At 68.1% G+C, this 17,333-nt stretch carries 15 protein-coding genes; 10 read left to right on the forward strand and 5 right to left on the reverse strand.

The genetic code is table 11. The features are described from left to right. Positions 1–80: 80 nt before the first annotated feature. The gene (locus tag RJT68_RS01005) at positions 81–1,982 is read right to left on the reverse strand and encodes a helicase C-terminal domain-containing protein (RefSeq protein ID WP_407038525.1); all 1,902 of its coding nucleotides are present in this window, start codon (positions 1,980–1,982) and stop codon (positions 81–83) included. A gap of 775 nt (positions 1,983–2,757) precedes the next feature. Further along, on the reverse strand, positions 2,758–3,003 hold the full coding sequence (locus RJT68_RS01010) for a DUF7561 family protein (RefSeq protein WP_407038526.1): 246 nt from the start codon (positions 3,001–3,003) through the stop codon (positions 2,758–2,760). 97 nt (positions 3,004–3,100) lie between these two features. Here RJT68_RS01010 and RJT68_RS01015 point away from each other — a divergent pair, with 97 nt between their 5' ends. Further along, positions 3,101–4,066 (forward strand): YkgJ family cysteine cluster protein, encoded by a 966-nt coding sequence (locus tag RJT68_RS01015; protein WP_407040428.1) that lies wholly within the window; start codon positions 3,101–3,103, stop codon positions 4,064–4,066. Between the two features lie 137 nt (positions 4,067–4,203). Here RJT68_RS01015 and RJT68_RS01020 read toward each other — a convergent pair whose 3' ends face one another. Beyond that, a complete protein-coding gene (locus tag RJT68_RS01020) occupies positions 4,204–4,377 on the reverse strand; it encodes a DUF5786 family protein (RefSeq protein ID WP_407038527.1) in 174 nt (57 codons plus the stop codon). A gap of 185 nt (positions 4,378–4,562) precedes the next feature. On the opposite strand from RJT68_RS01020, the gene RJT68_RS01025 reads away from it, so the two are divergent. Together RJT68_RS01025 and RJT68_RS01030 are read left to right on the forward strand one after the other, a co-directional pair. Continuing rightward, positions 4,563–5,582, forward strand: coding sequence for a DUF5784 family protein (locus tag RJT68_RS01025; protein WP_407038528.1), 1,020 nt, complete (start codon positions 4,563–4,565; stop codon positions 5,580–5,582). A 132-nt stretch (positions 5,583–5,714) separates the two neighbouring features. Next, complete coding sequence (locus tag RJT68_RS01030; RefSeq protein WP_407038529.1) at positions 5,715–6,776, forward strand: zinc-dependent alcohol dehydrogenase family protein; 1,062 nt, start codon at positions 5,715–5,717, stop codon at positions 6,774–6,776. 306 nt (positions 6,777–7,082) lie between these two features. Here the strand turns inward: RJT68_RS01030 and RJT68_RS01035 are convergent, their stop codons facing one another. Beyond that, positions 7,083–7,370 (reverse strand): DUF5789 family protein, encoded by a 288-nt coding sequence (locus tag RJT68_RS01035; protein WP_407038530.1) that lies wholly within the window; start codon positions 7,368–7,370, stop codon positions 7,083–7,085. 172 nt (positions 7,371–7,542) lie between these two features. Here RJT68_RS01035 and RJT68_RS01040 point away from each other — a divergent pair, with 172 nt between their 5' ends. Further along, entirely contained in the window at positions 7,543–8,340 is a 798-nt protein-coding gene (locus RJT68_RS01040) for a PHP domain-containing protein (RefSeq protein ID WP_407038531.1), read from the forward strand. Between the two features lie 38 nt (positions 8,341–8,378). Then, on the forward strand, positions 8,379–8,543 hold the full coding sequence (locus RJT68_RS01045) for a DUF6757 family protein (protein WP_407038532.1): 165 nt from the start codon (positions 8,379–8,381) through the stop codon (positions 8,541–8,543). A gap of 258 nt (positions 8,544–8,801) precedes the next feature. Here the strand turns inward: RJT68_RS01045 and RJT68_RS01050 are convergent, their stop codons facing one another. Beyond that, positions 8,802–9,125 carry a 4Fe-4S dicluster domain-containing protein gene (locus RJT68_RS01050; RefSeq protein WP_407038533.1) on the reverse strand — a complete coding sequence of 108 codons (324 nt, stop codon included), beginning with the start codon at positions 9,123–9,125 and terminating at the stop codon, positions 8,802–8,804. Between the two features lie 296 nt (positions 9,126–9,421). Between RJT68_RS01050 and hemB the strand changes: the two genes are divergently transcribed. The 5 genes from hemB (at position 9,422) to RJT68_RS01075 (ending at position 17,325) form a co-directional block, all read left to right on the forward strand. After that, positions 9,422–10,453 (forward strand): porphobilinogen synthase, encoded by a 1,032-nt coding sequence (gene hemB, locus RJT68_RS01055; protein WP_407038534.1) that lies wholly within the window; start codon positions 9,422–9,424, stop codon positions 10,451–10,453. A 558-nt stretch (positions 10,454–11,011) separates the two neighbouring features. After that, complete coding sequence (locus tag RJT68_RS01060) at positions 11,012–12,748, forward strand: ammonium transporter (protein ID WP_407038535.1); 1,737 nt, start codon at positions 11,012–11,014, stop codon at positions 12,746–12,748. Positions 12,749–13,034: 286 nt separating this feature from the next. Further along, a complete protein-coding gene (hemL, locus tag RJT68_RS01065) occupies positions 13,035–14,387 on the forward strand; it encodes a glutamate-1-semialdehyde 2,1-aminomutase (protein ID WP_407038536.1) in 1,353 nt (450 codons plus the stop codon). A gap of 100 nt (positions 14,388–14,487) precedes the next feature. Continuing rightward, a complete protein-coding gene (locus RJT68_RS01070) occupies positions 14,488–15,165 on the forward strand; it encodes a hypothetical protein (protein ID WP_407038537.1) in 678 nt (225 codons plus the stop codon). 99 nt (positions 15,166–15,264) lie between these two features. Continuing rightward, the gene (locus RJT68_RS01075; protein ID WP_407040429.1) at positions 15,265–17,325 is read left to right on the forward strand and encodes a DEAD/DEAH box helicase; all 2,061 of its coding nucleotides are present in this window, start codon (positions 15,265–15,267) and stop codon (positions 17,323–17,325) included. Positions 17,326–17,333: the final 8 nt, after the last annotated feature.

Below are 17,333 nucleotides of genomic sequence, written 5' to 3' on the forward strand. Positions count from 1 at the left end.
AGCGGTTCGCCTCGAGCGGGTCAACCGCCTCGGGCGCCGTCTTCGTTTTCCGTCGACTCGTCCGGACGGGTCGCCGTGTGCTACTCGTCGGTGTCCCAGACGTCCGCCAGCGGACTCGAGCGGGACGACCGTCGCGACCGTCGGCGGCGCGAGCCGAACCCGTCGTCGCGGTCGTCGGCCGAGGCGGTCGCGTCCCCGGTCCCGTCGGCGCCCCCGCTGGTTCGGTCGGATCCGACCCTCGAGTCCGGGCCGGTCGATCCGAAGCCGGATCCCCCGCCGGGCGCGGACTCGCCGAGGGCGGCCCGCGGCTCGAAGTCGGGCAGGTCGGGGTTCGAGAGGCGGTCGACCTGTTCGGCGAACCAGTCGGGCATGTCCGTCCGCGAGCGCTCGAACAGGTCGAGCAGGCTCGAGTCGACCAGGTAGGTCGCGCCGTAGTCGTCGGGCGCCCGAACCACGCGGCCGCAGGCCTGGATGACGGTCCGGAGGGCCGCCCGGTAGTACCACGCCCACTGGCCCTCCTCGAGGCGGTGGGCAACGCGGGAGTCACTCGTGTTGAGAAACGGGGCCTTACAGAGCACCTGCCACCGACAGAGGTCGCCCTTGAGGTCCAGCGCTTCCTCCATCTTCACCGAGAGGAAGACGTCCGGGTCGGAACTGGCCTTCCACGCTTCGAGGTCGGCGTCCCGGCCGTCCCTCGAGTGGACGCGCACCCGGTCGCCGACGCCGAAGTCCCGGAGGAGGTCGGCGAGTCGGCGCTGGATGTCGTAGGAGTGGGCGTGGACCAGCCCCTTCTCGTCGGGGTGGCGTTGCATGATCCGGACGATGGTCCGGGCCACCTTCGGGAGCGTCTCGCCGCGCTCGTCGTAGGTCATCTTCCCCCGGGTGACGTCGTACAGCGGCCGGTTCTCGACGGGGAAGGTGTGCTCGACGTCGACGAGGGCGACGTGCTCCGGGTCGAGGCCGACCTGCCGGCAGAACGCCTCCTTGTTGAGGATCGTGGCGGAGAGGAGCGCGAATTTGTTTCCCCGGTCCCAGACCGTGTGCTTGAGGTACATCTCGGGGTTCATCGGCTTGATCGTGATCGGGCCGCCCTCGCCCCCCTCGCCGCCACCGTCACCGCTCTCTCCGCCCCTGCGGCCGCCGCTCGAGGGTTCGGACTGGTCGACGAGCCACGTCGTCGGGCTCTGGGGATCGCGGTAGTCGGAGACGAACCAGTCGAGTTCGCCGATCAGCTCCTGGAGGCGGTCGCGCTCGCGCACGTCCGCCGCCGTCAGCTTCTCCTGGGCCAGCAGTTCGTCCTTGCGCCGCGTGCAGCGCTGCGAGAGGTTCTCGGCGTACCGGGCCGCGCGCTCGAGGCCGTCGATCTCTGGTACCGCCAACTCGTCCCAGAAGGGGACGGTGCGGGGACCGAGCTGGATCGTGGCGTACATCTCGGCCCACTCGGCCAGCCCGTGGGCCTCGTCGATGACGACCACGTCGCGCTTGCGAAAGACGTCGCTGCCCGCGGTCTGCATGAAGTACGCCAGCGTCATCGCCGCGATCTCGCGGTTCGAGGCGATCGCCCGGTCCGAGAAGTACGGACACCGGTGCTGGACGTCGCAGTCGTACCCGCGCTCGCGGACGCAGGGGGCCTGGTTGACCGGCGTCTCGAGTTCGCCCGGCAAGATGCAGGTGTAGTTCGACTTCCCGCGGATGATGTTGAGATCCGTCAGGAGGTCGTCCTCGGCGACGTCGTCGAGCTGGGAGACCTGCGGCGTCGTGTAGTAGGCGCCGGCGGCCTCGCTGGGCTCGGCCTCGTCGACCGTTCGGGCGCAGCCGGCGACGGCGCGGGCGAGCAGCGACTTGCCGCTGCCGGTCGGGGCGCGGACGAGGACCACGTCGTTGCCCGCCTCGAAGGCGTCGCGGATGTCGCGGAGGGCCTGTTCCTGCGCCCCGCGGAAGCTCGGGGCGGGAAACTCGTCGAAGATCCGCTCGGGGTTCACCGTTCGAGTCAGGGACCGGCCGACTCCTAAAGGCTGCGGACCGTCTCGCACACCGAACCCTCGAGGACCCGTGGAACTCGAGCCGTGAGCGCGATCGGCGCACGTTCGGGCCGTGAGCGAGGGGTCGGTTCCGGTTCGAGGGTGACCGGCGGCGCCCCTCGAGTCGGTGCCGCTCAAAAACCGGCCGACTGCGTGGGGATCAAACGCACGCCTACGGGCGAATAAGCCACCGATAACAAATACCGACACCGCCATCGTCCCAAACGCGGCACACGCGGTGCCCTCGAGCGCCCACTCGGAAGGGTTGCTCACTGGCAGAGCACCGCGGGTCCTCGTGGCCCGCGGAGGCCGTTCACGGCCTTGTGGCGTTCGAATCCCACCCCTTCCGCTTTTTCAGTTTCAGTGTGGGACGCCCCTCGAGTCGGTGTGACGATAGGAATACGGTGAAAGCCCCCGACCCGCTCGAGTCAACGGAAGAGCGTGCTCTTCCGAGCATCGCGAAGCTTCGCTTCGCTCAACGGCTGACGTCGTGCGCTCCTCGGCTCACTCCGTTCGCCTGTGGTGCTACCAGCCGCCAGCGTCCTCGAGCGAATCGGCCCCTTTCGTTCCACCCGAAGCCCCACCCTCCCCAGCCGACTCGTTCGCTCGTTACACTCGCTCACTCGTCCCTCGCGCGATTTCGTAGCCGCGCCCTCGTCGTACTCGGGCGCGTCTCCAGCGCGCGCCACGCGGTGGAGTCGAGTGAACTGACAAAGAGCCGTTCGAGGACGACGAGTTACCGCTCGTCGGGCGCCGACGCCTCGACTTCGACCTCCTCGAGCGCCTCGACGTCCTCCGCGGTCGGGTGGTCGGGTAACCGTTCGATACAGGGGAAACAGAGGGTGTGACTCGAACCGTCCTCGAGTTCGAGGGTCAGCGCGGTGCCCTCGCTGCCGTCGTCCTCGCCGAAGGTCCAGATGTTGGCCGTGCTGCCCGCGACCGTGACCCCGCGTCCGCAGCCGTCGCAGGTTGCGTTTGCCATGTTCGAGTATCGACTCCGGAGGCTGAAAGCCGTTCCCCCGACGACCCCGATCCGGCCCGGCGCGCGGGTTAAACCGCTCGAGGGCGAATCGACCGGCATGGAGGTGAACTGCGAAGGGTGTGCCGGCTGTTGTCTCGACTGGCGACCGCTCCTCGAGGACCTGCGCGACGGGGAGGACGACGGGACCGAAGGGGACGACGGAATCGAACGGGACGACGAGGGCGTCCTCGAGCGCGGACACGAGCACGAGCGCCGCGGTCCGTACGAACCGCTCGACGACGTCTACAACCTCGTGCCGCTCACGCGCGACGAGGTGCGGAGGTTCCTCGAGGCGGGCTTCGCCGACGCGCTCACGCCGCGCCTGTGGGTCGCCGACGCCGAGAGCGGCCACGCGGTCGAGATCGACGGCCGCCGCGTCACCGCCATCGGGGGGCGGCCCGCCTTCTTCGTCGGCCTGCGCAAGCCCCCGAAGCCGGTCGCGCCGTTCGGCCGCGAGGCCGAGGTGTGGCTGTCGACCTGCACCTTCCTCGATCCGACGACGCTGCAGTGTCGCATCCACGGCGGCGATCTCTTCCCCGACGAGTGCGCTACCTATCCGGGCTACAACCTCGCGCTCGAGCAGGAGACCGAGTGCGAGCGCGTCGAGGCGACCTTCGGCGGCGACCGCCTCGTCTCTGACGACCCGCCCGCGGACGCGGCGGCCCTCGAGGGCCTCCTCCTGGGCCCTGGGGCGCTCGGCCAGAAGGTCTTCTGCCACCCTCGACCCGACGACCTCGAGGGCGTCGTCGAGCGCGCGGCGACCGACGCGTTGACCGCCGAGGATCGGGCGGAGTTCGTCGCCGTCGCGGCCGCCTCGAGTCTGGGGACGCTCGGCGTCTCCGACCGCCACTACGCGGAGGCCCGCGAGCGGGCGCTCGAGGCCGACTCGTGGGTCGGCCGATCGATTCGAGAGTGGGAGCGGCTGGCAGCCGAGGGTGACGGCGACGAACCCATCCCTCCTGCGGGGATCGCGACGGACGTCGAGGAGGACCGCGGCGCGCCCGGGACGCCGGGCTGGGAGTGATCGCCTCTGGAACGGACGCGCGGATTGGGGTCATTCGCTCGGGCGTTTCTCGCTCGAGTTCGAATCCTCCGCTCGAGGTAGCGGGACGGCGCCGTCGCTCTCGCGGGTGGCGTCAGGAAAACCCGCCTCGATCGTCGTTACTTCGATTTGATCTCCTCGAACTTGTTCAGCAGCGCTTCCGCAGAGTCGCCCGAGTCGTACTCGATCTCACCGTGATAGATCGTCCGCTCGTCGTCGAAGTCCGCATCCACCCTCGAGGCCTGCTGTTCGCGGCGCTCGTGCTCATCCTCATCATAGGCACCCATTGACATGGTAAGTATGGTCATAGTAGGGCGTAAACGGATATCAATGTAACGGTCGTTCACGTCCTCGAGTCGTGACGGGAAACCGGTCGCCGTGCGGGGTCGCGTCGGACGACCGATCGCCGAGGGGAGCGAGCGGCGCGTCGCCGGCGGAGAGAGGAAGACGTAAGCGGCCCGAGGGCCTACGGTCGCCCGTGGCACGGCCGCTTCGCTTTCGTTGTTCGCCTCGGACCTGGAGCGAACAGCGAGTCCGACACGAAATCCTCCAGCCGCTCCGGTCGAACATCGGCGCTCGAGCCGTCGCACCGCGATTCGAGATCGGTGGCCCCTGGGAGACGCACCGATTCGAGATGAAAAACGGCGACGTCGCCCTGTTCGCCCGCGACGCGAGCGGGAACGGCGACGGCGCCTACTGGATGGGGAACACGGAGACGCCCTCCTCGTTGTGGAAGACCGACAAGTTCGGCTGGCGGGAGGTCCCCTACCACGTCTCGCGGTGGACCCAGCGCGAACTGCTCGCGACGCTCCACGAGGAGGAACCCTGGCTCGCGGACTACCCGCACCTCTCGTGGTACTTCCTCCCGGTGTTCATGTCGAAAGACGGCCGGGAGTCGACCCGGGCGTTCTTCCGCGAGCACGCCGCCGGCTTCCCCGACGCCGGGCGGCGCGAGGTGACCCGCTTCTTCGAGGACTTTCTCTCGACCGGCGCGCTCGACGAGCACCGACACGTCATGTCCGGCAAGCTCGGAACGAGCGACCGCGTCGACCGCGTCCGCATGAGCGCCGCGATGGCCGAGTTCATCGCCGCGAAGATCCTCGTCGAGGCCGGCTACGTGGTCATCCCGGAGATCGAGGTGACGACGGGCCATTCCCTGGATTTCCGGGCGACCGACGCGGACACGAACGTCCTCGTCGAGGTCACCCGACCCCAGCCGCCGGCGAACCGCGCGGCCGCCGGCCCCGTCGCCGCCGTCCGCGACACCGCCGAGACCAAGACCAGCGGGCAACTGGCCAAACACGGCGGCGGCGCCGTCCTCTTCGTCGACTGCTCGAGCTTCCGCGACGACAGCTGGGCGGCGGTCAAGGGTGAACGGCCGGACGTCCGCCACCGGCCGGCCGTCGTCTACCGCGCTCGCCCGGACGGGAGCGTCGAGGGCTACCGGAAGGGGCGCGTCCCGCTCGAGTTGGGCGATACGATCGAACTTCTGAACTGAGGACGGCCGAGCGGCTCGACGGGGAACCGATCAGCCGCCCGCCGATCGGTCGACGCACGCGCCGCCGCTGGAGCGTGCGGGAGATCGTCACCCTCACGAACATTAATTACCCGGGCAGTGATAGAGAAACCCATGCGAGCAGCAGTCCTCGAGGAGCACGGCGAACCGCTATCGATCGAAACCGTCGACGCGCCCGACACGACGCCGGAGGGCGCGGTCGTCGAAATCGAAGCCTGCGGGGTCTGCCGGAGCGACTGGCACGGCTGGCAGGGCGACTGGGAGTGGCTCGACCTCGAGACACAGCCCGGCCAGATCCTGGGCCACGAGCCGGCCGGACGTGTCGTCGCCGTCGGCGACGACGTCGAAGGCGTCCGCGAGGGTGACCACGTCGCGATCCCCTTTAATCTCGGAGACGGGGTCTGCCCGCGGTGCCAGCGGGGCCACTCGAACATTTGCGAGAACGTGATGCCGCTGGGGTTCATCGAGGAGGCGCAGGGGGCCTTCGCCGAGCAGGTCCACGTTCCGGCGGCCGACCACAACCTCGTCGAACTGCCCGACGGCGTCTCCTCGGTCGACATGGCGGGCCTGGGCTGTCGGTTCATGACCTCGTTCCACGCGCTGGCCCACCGCGCGGACGTCGGTGCGGGCGACTGGGTGTCGATCCACGGCTGCGGGGGCGTCGGTCTCTCCGCGGTCCACATCGCAGACGCCCTCGGCGCGAACGTCGTCGCCGTCGACCTCAAGGACGAGAAACTCGAGAAGGCCCGCGAACTCGGCGCCGTCGAGGCGGTAAACGCGGAGGACGTCGACGACGTCCCCGGCGAGGTCGAGGCGATCACCGACGGTGGGGCGAACGTCTCGATGGACGCGCTGGGAATCGCGACCACCTGTCAGAACTCGGTACTGAGCCTGGACGCACACGGGCAGCACATCCAGGTCGGCCTGACCACGCAAGAAGAACGGGGAATGGTCCACCTGCCGACCGACGCGATGGTCATGCAAGAGGTCGAGTTCATCGGTTCGCTGGGGATGCCCCCGACCCGCTACGACGAGATCTTCCGGATGGTCTCGACCGGCAAACTCGAGCCCGAGAAGGTCGTCTCCGAGACGATCGGCCTCGAGGACGTCAGCGACAAACTCGAGGCGATGACGAACTTCGAAACCGTCGGTATCCCGGTCATCGACGACTTCTAGAACCTACCGGTTGCGCCGTGGTTCGAGAGTTTCGCCGTCTCGAACGACGGCGCTCGCGATGCAACTCCTCTCTCCTCCCCGCTTCGCTCGTTCCGGGCCGGTCGTCGATCTCCTCGCTCCCGTTGGTCGCGCGCGGACACCAGCAGCGGACCCTCCGTCCGCGGAACGGAGGCGTCGCAGCCTGTGTGCTGTACGTGTAGTTGTCCCGACCCCATCGCTCCGATCGCGCTCGGCCTTTTTCGCCGACGTATCTCCGCGGAGTTCGGGTGAACGTAGCGGGCGAGGGGCCCGCGTGGAAAGGGTCAGTTAGAAAGAGACCACGTCGGGCGAGTACGGACTGCCGACCGGGGTCGGGTCGCGGTCGCTGTAGCCGACTCGGCCGATCGCCTTGTTGCTAACGGCGGAGTAGACGGCGAAGTGCGCGTCCTCCGGATTTTCGAATGTTTCGGACTCGAGGCGGGCGAGTACGTCGCCGACCGTCTCGGTCCCGTTCGGGAGGTCGATGGTTCGATCGCCGTAGGCGTCGATCAACTCCTCCGTGGTCGCCGGATACTCGTGGTCGTCGATGAACTCGCCGGTGCCATTCAGCTGCATTACGCTCGAACCTGCGTGAACAATGATTATAAACATTGTCCATAAACGTTCTCTAGCTTCCCCCTAGTCATTATATCCCTAGAGGTGTGAAAGGGTGGCTCCGCTCGCGATCCCCCGTCGATTGGGGCGAATCGAGGAAACCCCTATGGGACCGGGCCGACTCGAGTCGGGTATGCCCTACGCCGACCTGCACGTCCACACGACGCGCTCGGACGGTAGCCTCGAACTCGAGGCGGTTCCCGACGCCGCCCGCCGGGCCGGCGTGACCGTCGTCGCGCTCACCGACCACGACCGCCTCCAGCCGTTCGACGAGCCGTGGATCGAGCGCGACGGCGTCACGATCGTCCACGGGGTCGAACTCCGGGTCGAGGCGGCCGACGGCCAGCGGGTCGACCTGCTCGCCTACGGCGTCGAGCCGACCGACGCGCTCGAGGCGCTCCTCGAGGAGATCCAGGCGAACCGTCGCGAGCGCGGGCGGGCGATCGTCGACTGCGTGGAGGCGCGCCTGGGCGTCGACCTCGACGTGACCGTCGACGACGGCTTCGGCCGTCCCCACGTGGCGCGCGCGGTCGCGGACCACCCCGATACCGAGTACGACTACCAGGGAACGTTCGACCACCTCATCGGGTTCGAGAAGCCCTGTTACGTCCCGCGGGAGGTCCCGTCGTTCGACCGCGGGCGGCGGGCCCTCGCCGAGGCGAGCGCGCTCGTCTCGCTCGCCCACCCGCTTCGCTACCGGTTCCCCGAGCGGGCGCTCGAGTTGGTCGCCGACCTCGACGCCGTCGAACTGTACTACCCCTACGGCCGAGACGTCGATCGCAATCCCGTCGAGGAGGCGGTCGATCGCTTCGACGTGCACGCGACCGGCGGGAGCGACGCACACGACGACCGCCTCGGCGTCGCGGGTCTATCGGAGGGGACGTTCACGGCGCTGGGACTGTTCACCGAATCCGGGAGACGTAACCGATAACGGAGGGTTCAATGCGGCGTGGCGCCTACTGCTCTCGTATGAACTGCCACTACTGTGACCGCGAGGCAGCCTTCGCAGCCGAGTCAGACGGGCTCAAGGTCGGTCTCTGCGAGGAACACTTCCGGGAGCGGTTACAGGAGCTCGCCGAGTCCGACGGGCTCGAGACCCTGAAGGAGAAGGTCGACGTCGACCGCGCCGAGTGAATTCGCGGCCGACGCGCCGATCGCGATCCGCCGAGCCGGGACGACCCACTCCGCTCTCCTCTATCGATTATCGCGGCCGATCGATCCCCGACCGCGAGCGTGGTGACCGGCGACCGACCGCGAGGATCACCGCGGGCGCTCGCACCGAGACGCCGACGAAGGCGACGGTCGAGGGAAGACGGCCGTGACGTTCGACGGGACGACGGGTTCACGAAAACCGCGAAAAGCGAGAAAGGCGAGCGGGCGAGCGGTACCCGTTCAGGCCGTCCGCCCGGCGTCGACGTCGATCGCGTCGACGGGGCAGACGTCGACGCAGAGCATGCAATCGATGCACTGGGCCTCGTTAGCCGGATCCGCCTTCTCCTCGCTCTCGGGGTGGCCCGGCGTCTCGACCCACTCGAAGACGTCGACCGGACAGTCCTCGAGGCAGGCGCCGTCGGCGATGCAGATGTCGAAGTCGACGGCCACGTGGGTGCCGTGGATGCCGAGCTGTTCCGGTTCGTCGACCGGCCCCCAGACGGCGTGCCCCTCGTGCTCGTCGACTTTCTCGCGGTTTTCGGTGAACTGCGGATCTATGGCCATTGCTAACAGGTGAAACGAGAGGCGAACACTTAAAGATACGGAATACGCACCCTCCGAATCTGCCGGTTTCGAGGGTTAGGGCCGCCTAAAACTGGGGATCGGCTCGCCCGTCGGTCGCGTTTCCGGATCGTCGCCGCGCTCCGTTCGATCGATAGCTCGTTCTCCCGGATCGACGAGGGCCTCCCGGACCGATGAGTGTCTCCCGGACCGATGAAGGTCTCACCAGTACGCGCCAAGCGGGCGTCGGACGCTCGAGAGCGCGCCGTTTTTCATCCGTCCGTCTGTAGAGTCCTCGCATGGAACTCACCTACCGCCCCCGTCGGCTCCGCCGGGACCGTATTCGGGGACTCGTCAGCGAGACGACCCTCGAGCCGACGGACTTCATAGCGCCGGTGTTCGTCGACGCGACGACCGACGAGCGCGTCCCGATCGAGTCGATGCCCGGCCACGAGCGCGTCCCGATCGACGAGAGCGTCGACCGCGTCGAAGAAGTGCTCGAGGCGGGCGTCGAGTCGGTGATGCTGTTCGGCATCCCGAGGTCGAAGGACCCCGAGGGGAGCCGCGCCTGGGCCGACGACGGCGTGATCCAGGAGGCCCTTCGCCGGATCTCCGCCGAGACCGACGCCTACGTCGTCACCGACGTCTGCCTCTGCGAGTACACCGATCACGGCCACTGCGGCCCGCTCGAGGAGGGGGTGCGCGGCGACGGTGAGGGAGGAGAGAACGTCCACGCCCACGACCGCGAACCGACGCTCACCGTCGACAACGACGCGACGCTCGAGGCCCTGGAGCGGATCGCCGTCTCCCACGCCGAGGCGGGGGCGGACATGGTCGCTCCGAGCGGGATGATGGACGGGATGGTCGCCGCGATGCGCGGGGCGCTCGACCGGGAGGGGTTCGAGCACGTCCCGATCATGAGCTACGCGGCGAAGTACGAGAGCGCGTTCTACGGCCCGTTCCGGGACGCCGCCGACGGCGCGCCCGCCTTCGGCAACCGCCGCCACTACCAGATGGATCCCGCGAACGCGCGCGAGGCGATGCGCGAGGTTCGCCACGACGTCGAGCAGGGCGCCGACGTGCTGATGGTCAAACCCGCCCTCCCCTACCTCGATATCGTCAGCGCCGTCCGCCGGGAGTTCGACCACCCCGTCGCCGCCTACAACGTCTCCGGGGAGTACGCCATGCTCCACGCCGCCGCCGAGAAGGGGTGGCTGGATCTGGAGGCGGTCGCCCTCGAGTCGCTGCTGTCGATCAAGCGCGCCGGCGCGGACCTGATCCTCACCTACTTCGCCGAGGACGTGGCGCGGTCGCTGGGCGGCGCCCGGTGAGTGCTCGCGGGTACGCCTCGCGGGGGTGCCTGAGTACGAACCGGTCGCCGCGGCGATTCGAGTGCAGGGCCGGCGAGTATTGATCGGACCGCTCGGCGGCTTGGGCCCCCATCCCGTTCGACCGCGCGACTCCCGATGCGGTTCGCCACTGATTCACACCAGGGATCGACCGTTCGTCCAGCGGGACTCCTCATTACCGTGCGAACTGGTACGTTCTGCCGCGCGGGACCCGATCGAGCGGAGGTTGTACGGGCGTTCGAGGGAATCCGACGATATACTATCAACCAGATGTCTTTACGAACGTCCACTGTATAAGCACCGATCGAAAAGACCGCCCAGTTCAACACCCTTATACGCATTACATCACCTCTAGATTCGGACGCATCGTGCTATTATCGACCCGTATATTGACGTTTGTAAACGCTAATCCTTATATTGTCTAACTACGTCGAACTTGAACGTGATTTGGAATACGAAAATGAATCCGAAATCGTCAGATGGGTACGATCGTCTAATTGTATCGTGGGTAACTGACCGTCCAACGGAGGCGGGTCGCTGATGGAGTCGGCGCTGCTGCAAGCGGACGCCACCATGGAGGCCATCAACTACACGTGGATCCTGATGGTTTCGTTCCTGATCTTCTTCATGCACGCCGGCTTCGCCATGCTCGAGGCGGGGCAGGTGCGCTCGAAGAACGTCGCAAACCAGTTGACGAAGAACCTGTTGACCTGGTCGGTCGGCGTGACGGTGTTCTTCCTGGTCGGCGCCGGGGTCGATAGCCTGGTCGGTGCCGGCGAGTACGCGCCCGCCTACGCGAGTAGCGGGACCGACTGGATCGACTGGTTGTACGGGGCCGTCTTCGCGATGACCGCCGCGACGATCGTCTCCGGGGCGGTCGCCGGTCGCGCGAAGCTCCGCGCGTACGTCACGTACACCTTCCTGTTGGCCGCGGTCATCTACCCGGTCGTTTCGGGGATGGCCTGGTACGAAACCGGCTTGCTCGGCATCGACGGTGCCGTCGGATCGGCCATCGGGTACCCCTTCGACGACTTCGCGGGCGGGACGGTCGTCCACGCGATGGGCGGCATCGCCGGACTGACCGCAGCCTGGATCCTGGGACCGCGCATCGGACGGTTCAACGACGACGGCTCCGCGAACGTCATCCCCGGCCACTCGCTGACCTTCGCCGTCCTCGGGACGTTGATCCTCGCGTTCGGCTGGTACGGGTTCAACGTCGGCACCTCGGCCATCTTCGCCGACGGCGCCTTCGTCGGCGATCAACTGGGCCGCGTCGCGCTCACCACGACCGTCTCGATGGCCTGCGGCGCGATGGGCGCCGGGCTCGTCGCGTGGTTCAAGACCGGAAAGGTCGACACGCTGTACGTCGCCAACGGCCTGCTGGCGGGTCTGGTCGGAATCACCGCCATTCCCCACGCGTCCAGCTGGTGGGGCGCGTTCCTCGTCGGCGGCGTCGCCGGCGCACAGCTGCCGATCGTCTTCGAGTTCGTCGAGAAGGTCCTGAAGATCGACGACGTCTGTGCGGTCTTCCCCGTCCACGGCTCGGCCGGGATCATCGGGACCCTCATGCTCCCGATCGTCGTCGCACCCGACTACCTCGCCGACGCCGGCGTGAGCAGGGTTGACATGTTCCTCGCCCAGTTCGCCGGCGTCGTCATCATCGCCGCCTGGACCGTCGTCACGACCGCCCTCATCTGGGGTGCGTTCAAGGCGATGGGACAGGCTCGAGTCACGCCCGAACACGAGCGCGACGGCCTCGACGTCTCCGAACACGGCGTCGACACCTACCCCGAGTTCGGCAAACCCGACGTGGACGTCGCCACCGACGGCGGCACCGTCGCCCGGACGGACGGCGGGAAGGAGATCCGCACCGACGGCGGTGAGCGAATCGAAGATTCGGGATCTTCGTCGGATCTCCGATCCGACGGCGGCGCGGAAATCAAGATGGTCACCGCGATCATCCGCCCCGACCGCCTCGGCGCGGTCAAGAAGGCGCTGGCCGAAGTCGGCGCGCCGTCGCTGACGGTCACCAACGTATCCGGCCGCGGCTCCCAGCCCGCGAAGAAGGGCCAGTGGCGCGGCGAGGAGTACACGGTCGACCTCCACCAGAAGGTCAAAATCGAGTGCGTCGTCGCCGACATCCCGGCCGAGGACGTCGTCGAGGCCATCGGCGAGGCGGCCAACACCGGCGAACCCGGCGACGGCAAGATCTTCGTCATTCCGGTCGAGGACGCCTACCAGGTCCGCACCGGCAAGACCGGGACGGACGCCGTCTGATCGCGACGACCGAACGGGCCTCGAGGTCACCCTGCGTTCCGTCGGTGCGGCGCCGACGCCGAATGCGACATCGCTGCGAACGTAATCGGTTGCGAGACTGCTCCTGTCCGCGTCCGCCGCGATCGCTCGCGGTGTGACGCCCGTTCGTTCGGTTTCGAACGCCGAGCGACGGCTTCGAGAGCCCACCTCGAGCGACGTCGTTCGACGAGGTGCGACCGCGGCGCTCGAGTCGCCGCCGGCGGCGAACCTCGGTACTACTTTGCCACCGGGTGCCCAAGGATCGCGCATGAACGCGAACGACGACCAATCGCGCGCGCTGTACGACAGGGCGCTCTCGGTGATGCCGGGCGGCGTGAACTCCGCGGTGCGCGCGGCGATCGAACCGTACCCCTCGTTCGTGCGGAAGGGCGACGGCGGCCACATCGTCGACGCCGACGGGAACCGGTACGTCGACTGGGTCATGGGCCTCGGCCCGCTGCTTTTGGGCCACGACCTCCCCGAACCCGTGCAGGCGGCGATCCAGCGGACCGCCAGCGAGGGGCCGATGTACGGAATGCCCACGGAGATCGAGGTCGATCTCGCCGAGTTCGTCGTCCGCCACGTCCCGAGCGTCGAGAAGATCCGGTTCGTGAACTCGGGGACCGAGGCGACGGTCTCGGCGGTCCGCCTCGCCCGCGGCTACACCGGCCGAAACAAGATCGTCGTCATGCAGGGGGGCTACCACGGCGCCCAGGAGTCGACGCTCGTCGAGGGCGACCGCGAGAATCCCAGGCCGTCCTCCGCCGGAATCCCGCAGTCGTTCGCCGAGCACACCCTCCCCGTTCCCTTCAACGACGAGGGGGCGATGGCCGAGGTGTTCGAGGAACACGGCGACGACATCGCCGCAGTTCTCACCGAACCGATCCTCGGGAACTACGGCATCGTCTACCCCGAGGAGGGCTACCACGAGTTCCTCCGGGAGATCACCGAGGAACACGGCGCGCTGTTGATCTTCGACGAGGTCATCACCGGCTTCCGCGTCGGCGGCCTCGGCTGCGCCCAGAGCCACTTCGGCGTCACGCCCGACCTCACCACGTTCGGGAAGATCATCGGCGGGGGCTTTCCCGTGGGCGCCATCGGCGGCCGGGCCGAAATTATCGAGCACTTCGCGCCCGTCGGCGACGTCTTCCAGGCCGGCACCTTCTCCGGCCACCCGGTCACGATGGCCGCCGGCCTCGAGACGCTGCAGTTCGCCGCCGAGAACGACGTCTACGACCACGTCGACGGCCTCGGCGACCGCCTCCGGCGGGGGCTGACCGAGATCCTCGCCGACCAGGCGCCCAACTATACGGTCACCGGGATCGGGAGCATGTTCAAGGTGATCTTCACGCGCGAGGGTCCCGGAAAGGACGCCCTCGAGGAGCAGTGCCCGGCCGGCTGCCGACAGGATCCGACCTGTCCGCGCTACGATTACAGCCCGAAGAACGCCGCGGACGTGAAGAACGCCGAGACCGAGCGCTGGCGCCGGATCTTCTGGGGCCAGATGAAGGATCGGGGAATCTTCCTCTCGCAGAACCAGTTCGAGTGCCAGTTCGTCAGCTACGCTCACACCGAGGAGGACGTCGACCGGACGCTCGAGGCGTACAAGGAGGCGCTGTAGGACCGCGTCGCTCGAGCGAACGCGTGCGTTCGACCCGCTCGACGCCGACCCCGTTCCGACGACGGGCGGCGAGCGACGGCCGAACGAGGAGCGCCGGCCGATGACGCCGCGAACGCTCGCCCCGGGGGAGGTAGACGAGGTCGACTGGGCGCGCATCGTCGAGGGGGTGCTGTACCTCTTCCCGCCGGTGCTGGGGGTCGGCGCGGTCGGCGCGCTTCGCGAGGCCGACCCCGGCGTCCCCCTCCTCGAGCGGGGGTTCGTCCTGTTCGCCGCCGCCGGCTACGTCCTCCTGATGCTCGGTACGATCGCCGCGGTGTTCCTCGACGCGCGCCGGGTCCGTCGGTACTCGCGGTGGCGACCGAACCCGCGGCGCAACGCGGCGTTCGCGCTGCTCGCGGCCCCGGTCGCGGGCGTCGTCTACCTCTACCGGCGCCACCGGCGGTTCGGTACGCCGCCGGGGTGGTCGGCCTGGTGGCTCGTCGTCGCCGTCTCGGTCGCCGCGTCGACGCTCGGGCTGGTCGCCGCCGCCGTCGCCATCGTCCGCTCCGTTCCGGGGCTGTTCACGGTCGCCGTCGGGGTGGCCGGCGCGGTCGCATTCGGCGCGTTTCCGATCGCGATCCACCGGGACGCGGCCTACGTGTGCACCCACAGCGGGACGTGGCGCCCGAATCCGGCGTTCTACTTCGGCCTCGCCTTCGGCAGCCTGGTCGTCCCGCCGCTCCAGCCGGTCGTGGCGGGATACTACCTCCTGCGTCGGCGACGAGCGATGGACGGGTGACGCGAGCGAGCGCGTCGCTCCGTGCCACGAGGGTCCGAGCGGCCCGAACCGCCGCTCGAGTCCGAACCGCTCAAGTACGCCACGCCACTATCGATACTCGTGTCGAAGCAGGTGCAGGAGGTCGAGACGATCTTTTGCCACGAGACGGGCAAGGACTACCTCGTCGTGGTCACCCGGGACGGCGAGCGGCTGTTCCGGGCGAAACTCGGCCTCTCCGAAACCGACGCGGGCCCCCGGCCCGCCAAGTTCAGGCTCAAGCGCGGCTCGAGCGAGGAGCCCCGCCAGCCCGACGAGTTCGTCGAACTCGCCCGCATGGCCCGACGGATCCGCATCTCCGAGCAGACCTCCCCCGAGGGGCGGCGGGAACTGACCGAGATGCTCGAGGGCTACCAGCTCGAGGAGAAGGCCAAGACCGTTCGCACCTGCCGGTACTGCGCCTCCGCGGGCCGCTACTCGCCGATCACGACCGAGACGGCGATCAGGGACGGCGACGACTGGATCTGCACCGACTGCGCCGGTCGCGAACTCGAGCGCCACCTCTCCTACGCCGGCAACGTGACGGGCGCGGCGAAAGAGCGCCTCGAGGAACTGATGCTCGAGGTGCAGGACTTAGAACGGATCGCCAACCTGCTCAAGGGGCGGCTCGACCCCGACCTGACGAAGTTCGATACGATCTCGGCGACGACCGACGAGGTCGATCCCGTCCGGGTCGACTCGCTGAACCTGCATCCGGGGCTGCAGAACTTGCTCGAGGACCGGTTCGAGACGCTGCTGCCGGTCCAGAGCCTCTCCGCGGAGAACGGCCTGTTCGAGGGCGAGGATCAACTCGTCGTCTCCGCGACGGCGACCGGCAAGACCCTCGTAGGCGAACTGGCCGGCATCAACCGGGTGCTCAACGGGAAGGGGAAGATGCTCTTTCTCGTCCCGCTCGTCGCCCTGGCGAACCAGAAGTACGAGGACTTCAAAGCGGAGTACGGCCACCTCGTCGACGTCTCGATCCGCGTCGGCGCGAGCCGCATTTCGGACTCCGGAAACAAGTTCGACCCCAACGCGGACGTCATCGTCGGCACCTACGAGGGGATCGACCACGCCCTCCGGACCGGCAAGGACATGGGCGACGTCGGGACGGTCGTCATCGACGAGGTCCACACCCTCAAGGAGGAGGAACGGGGTCACCGCCTCGACGGCCTCATCTCGCGGCTGAAGTACACTTGCGAGCAGCGGGAACGCAGCCGGGACGACTACGGCGGCGCCCAGTGGATCTACCTCTCGGCGACCGTCGGCAACCCCGAACAGCTGGCGGGGACGCTCGAGTCGAAACTCATCGAGTTCGAGGAGCGCCCCGTCCCCATCGAGCGCCACGTCACCTTCGCCGACGGACAGGAGAAGGTGCGCATCGAGAACAAACTCGTCAAGCGCGAGTTCGACACCGAGTCGTCGAAGGGGTACCGCGGCCAGACGATCGTATTCACCAACTCGAGGCGGCGGTGTCACGAGATCGCGCGCAAACTCGAGTACTCGGCGGCGCCGTACCACGCGGGGCTGGATTACAAGCGCCGAAAGCGCGTCGAGCGGCAGTTCGCCGACCAGGAACTCGCCGCCGTCGTGACGACCGCCGCCCTGGCCGCGGGCGTCGACTTCCCGGCCTCCCAGGTCGTCTTCGACACGCTCGCGATGGGCATCGAGTGGCTCTCCGTCCAGGAGTTCCACCAGATGCTCGGGCGGGCGGGCCGGCCGGACTACCACGACGAGGGCACGGTGTACGTCCTCGTCGAACCCGACTGCGCGTACCACAACTCGATGGAGATGACCGAGGACGAGGTGGCGTTCAAGCTGCTCAAAGGGGAGATGGAGCCGGTGATGACCCGCTACGACGAGGCCGCGGCGGTCGAGGAGACCCTCGCCAACGTCACGGTGGGCGGCAAGGCCGCGAAACGGCTCAACGACCGCATGCTCGGCGAGGTGCCCACCAAACACGCGATCGGAAAACTCCTCAAGTACGAGTTCATCGACGGCTTCGAGCCCACGCCGCTGGGCCGGGTCGTCACCCGCCACTTCCTCGACCCCGGCGAAGCGTTCGCCCTCCTCGACGGCATCCGCAAGGACGCCCACCCGTACGAGCTGGTGGCGGCGCTCGAACTCCGCGACGACGATCTCTGAGGGGCGCT

The sequence above is a fragment of the Halovalidus salilacus genome, assembly GCF_031852275.1.
Taxonomy (GTDB): Archaea; Halobacteriota; Halobacteria; order Halobacteriales; family Natrialbaceae; genus Halovalidus; species Halovalidus salilacus.

Bases quoted from the DNA above. Each gene is read 5' to 3' on its own strand.
- RJT68_RS01010 (WP_407038526.1), bottom strand. From the start codon at position 3,003: ATGGCAAACGCAACCTGCGACGGCTGCGGACGCGGGGTCACGGTCGCG.
- RJT68_RS01015 (WP_407040428.1), top strand. From the start codon at position 3,101: ATGGAGGTGAACTGCGAAGGGTGTGCCGGCTGTTGTCTCGACTGGCGA.
- RJT68_RS01020 (WP_407038527.1), bottom strand. From the start codon at position 4,377: ATGTCAATGGGTGCCTATGATGAGGATGAGCACGAGCGCCGCGAACAG.
- RJT68_RS01030 (WP_407038529.1), top strand. From the start codon at position 5,715: ATGCGAGCAGCAGTCCTCGAGGAGCACGGCGAACCGCTATCGATCGAA.
- RJT68_RS01035 (WP_407038530.1), bottom strand. From the start codon at position 7,370: ATGCAGCTGAATGGCACCGGCGAGTTCATCGACGACCACGAGTATCCG.
- RJT68_RS01040 (WP_407038531.1), top strand. From the start codon at position 7,543: ATGCCCTACGCCGACCTGCACGTCCACACGACGCGCTCGGACGGTAGC.
- RJT68_RS01045 (WP_407038532.1), top strand. From the start codon at position 8,379: ATGAACTGCCACTACTGTGACCGCGAGGCAGCCTTCGCAGCCGAGTCA.
- RJT68_RS01050 (WP_407038533.1), bottom strand. From the start codon at position 9,125: ATGGCCATAGATCCGCAGTTCACCGAAAACCGCGAGAAAGTCGACGAG.
- hemB (WP_407038534.1), top strand. From the start codon at position 9,422: ATGGAACTCACCTACCGCCCCCGTCGGCTCCGCCGGGACCGTATTCGG.
- RJT68_RS01060 (WP_407038535.1), top strand. From the start codon at position 11,012: ATGGAGTCGGCGCTGCTGCAAGCGGACGCCACCATGGAGGCCATCAAC.
- hemL (WP_407038536.1), top strand. From the start codon at position 13,035: ATGAACGCGAACGACGACCAATCGCGCGCGCTGTACGACAGGGCGCTC.
- RJT68_RS01070 (WP_407038537.1), top strand. From the start codon at position 14,488: ATGACGCCGCGAACGCTCGCCCCGGGGGAGGTAGACGAGGTCGACTGG.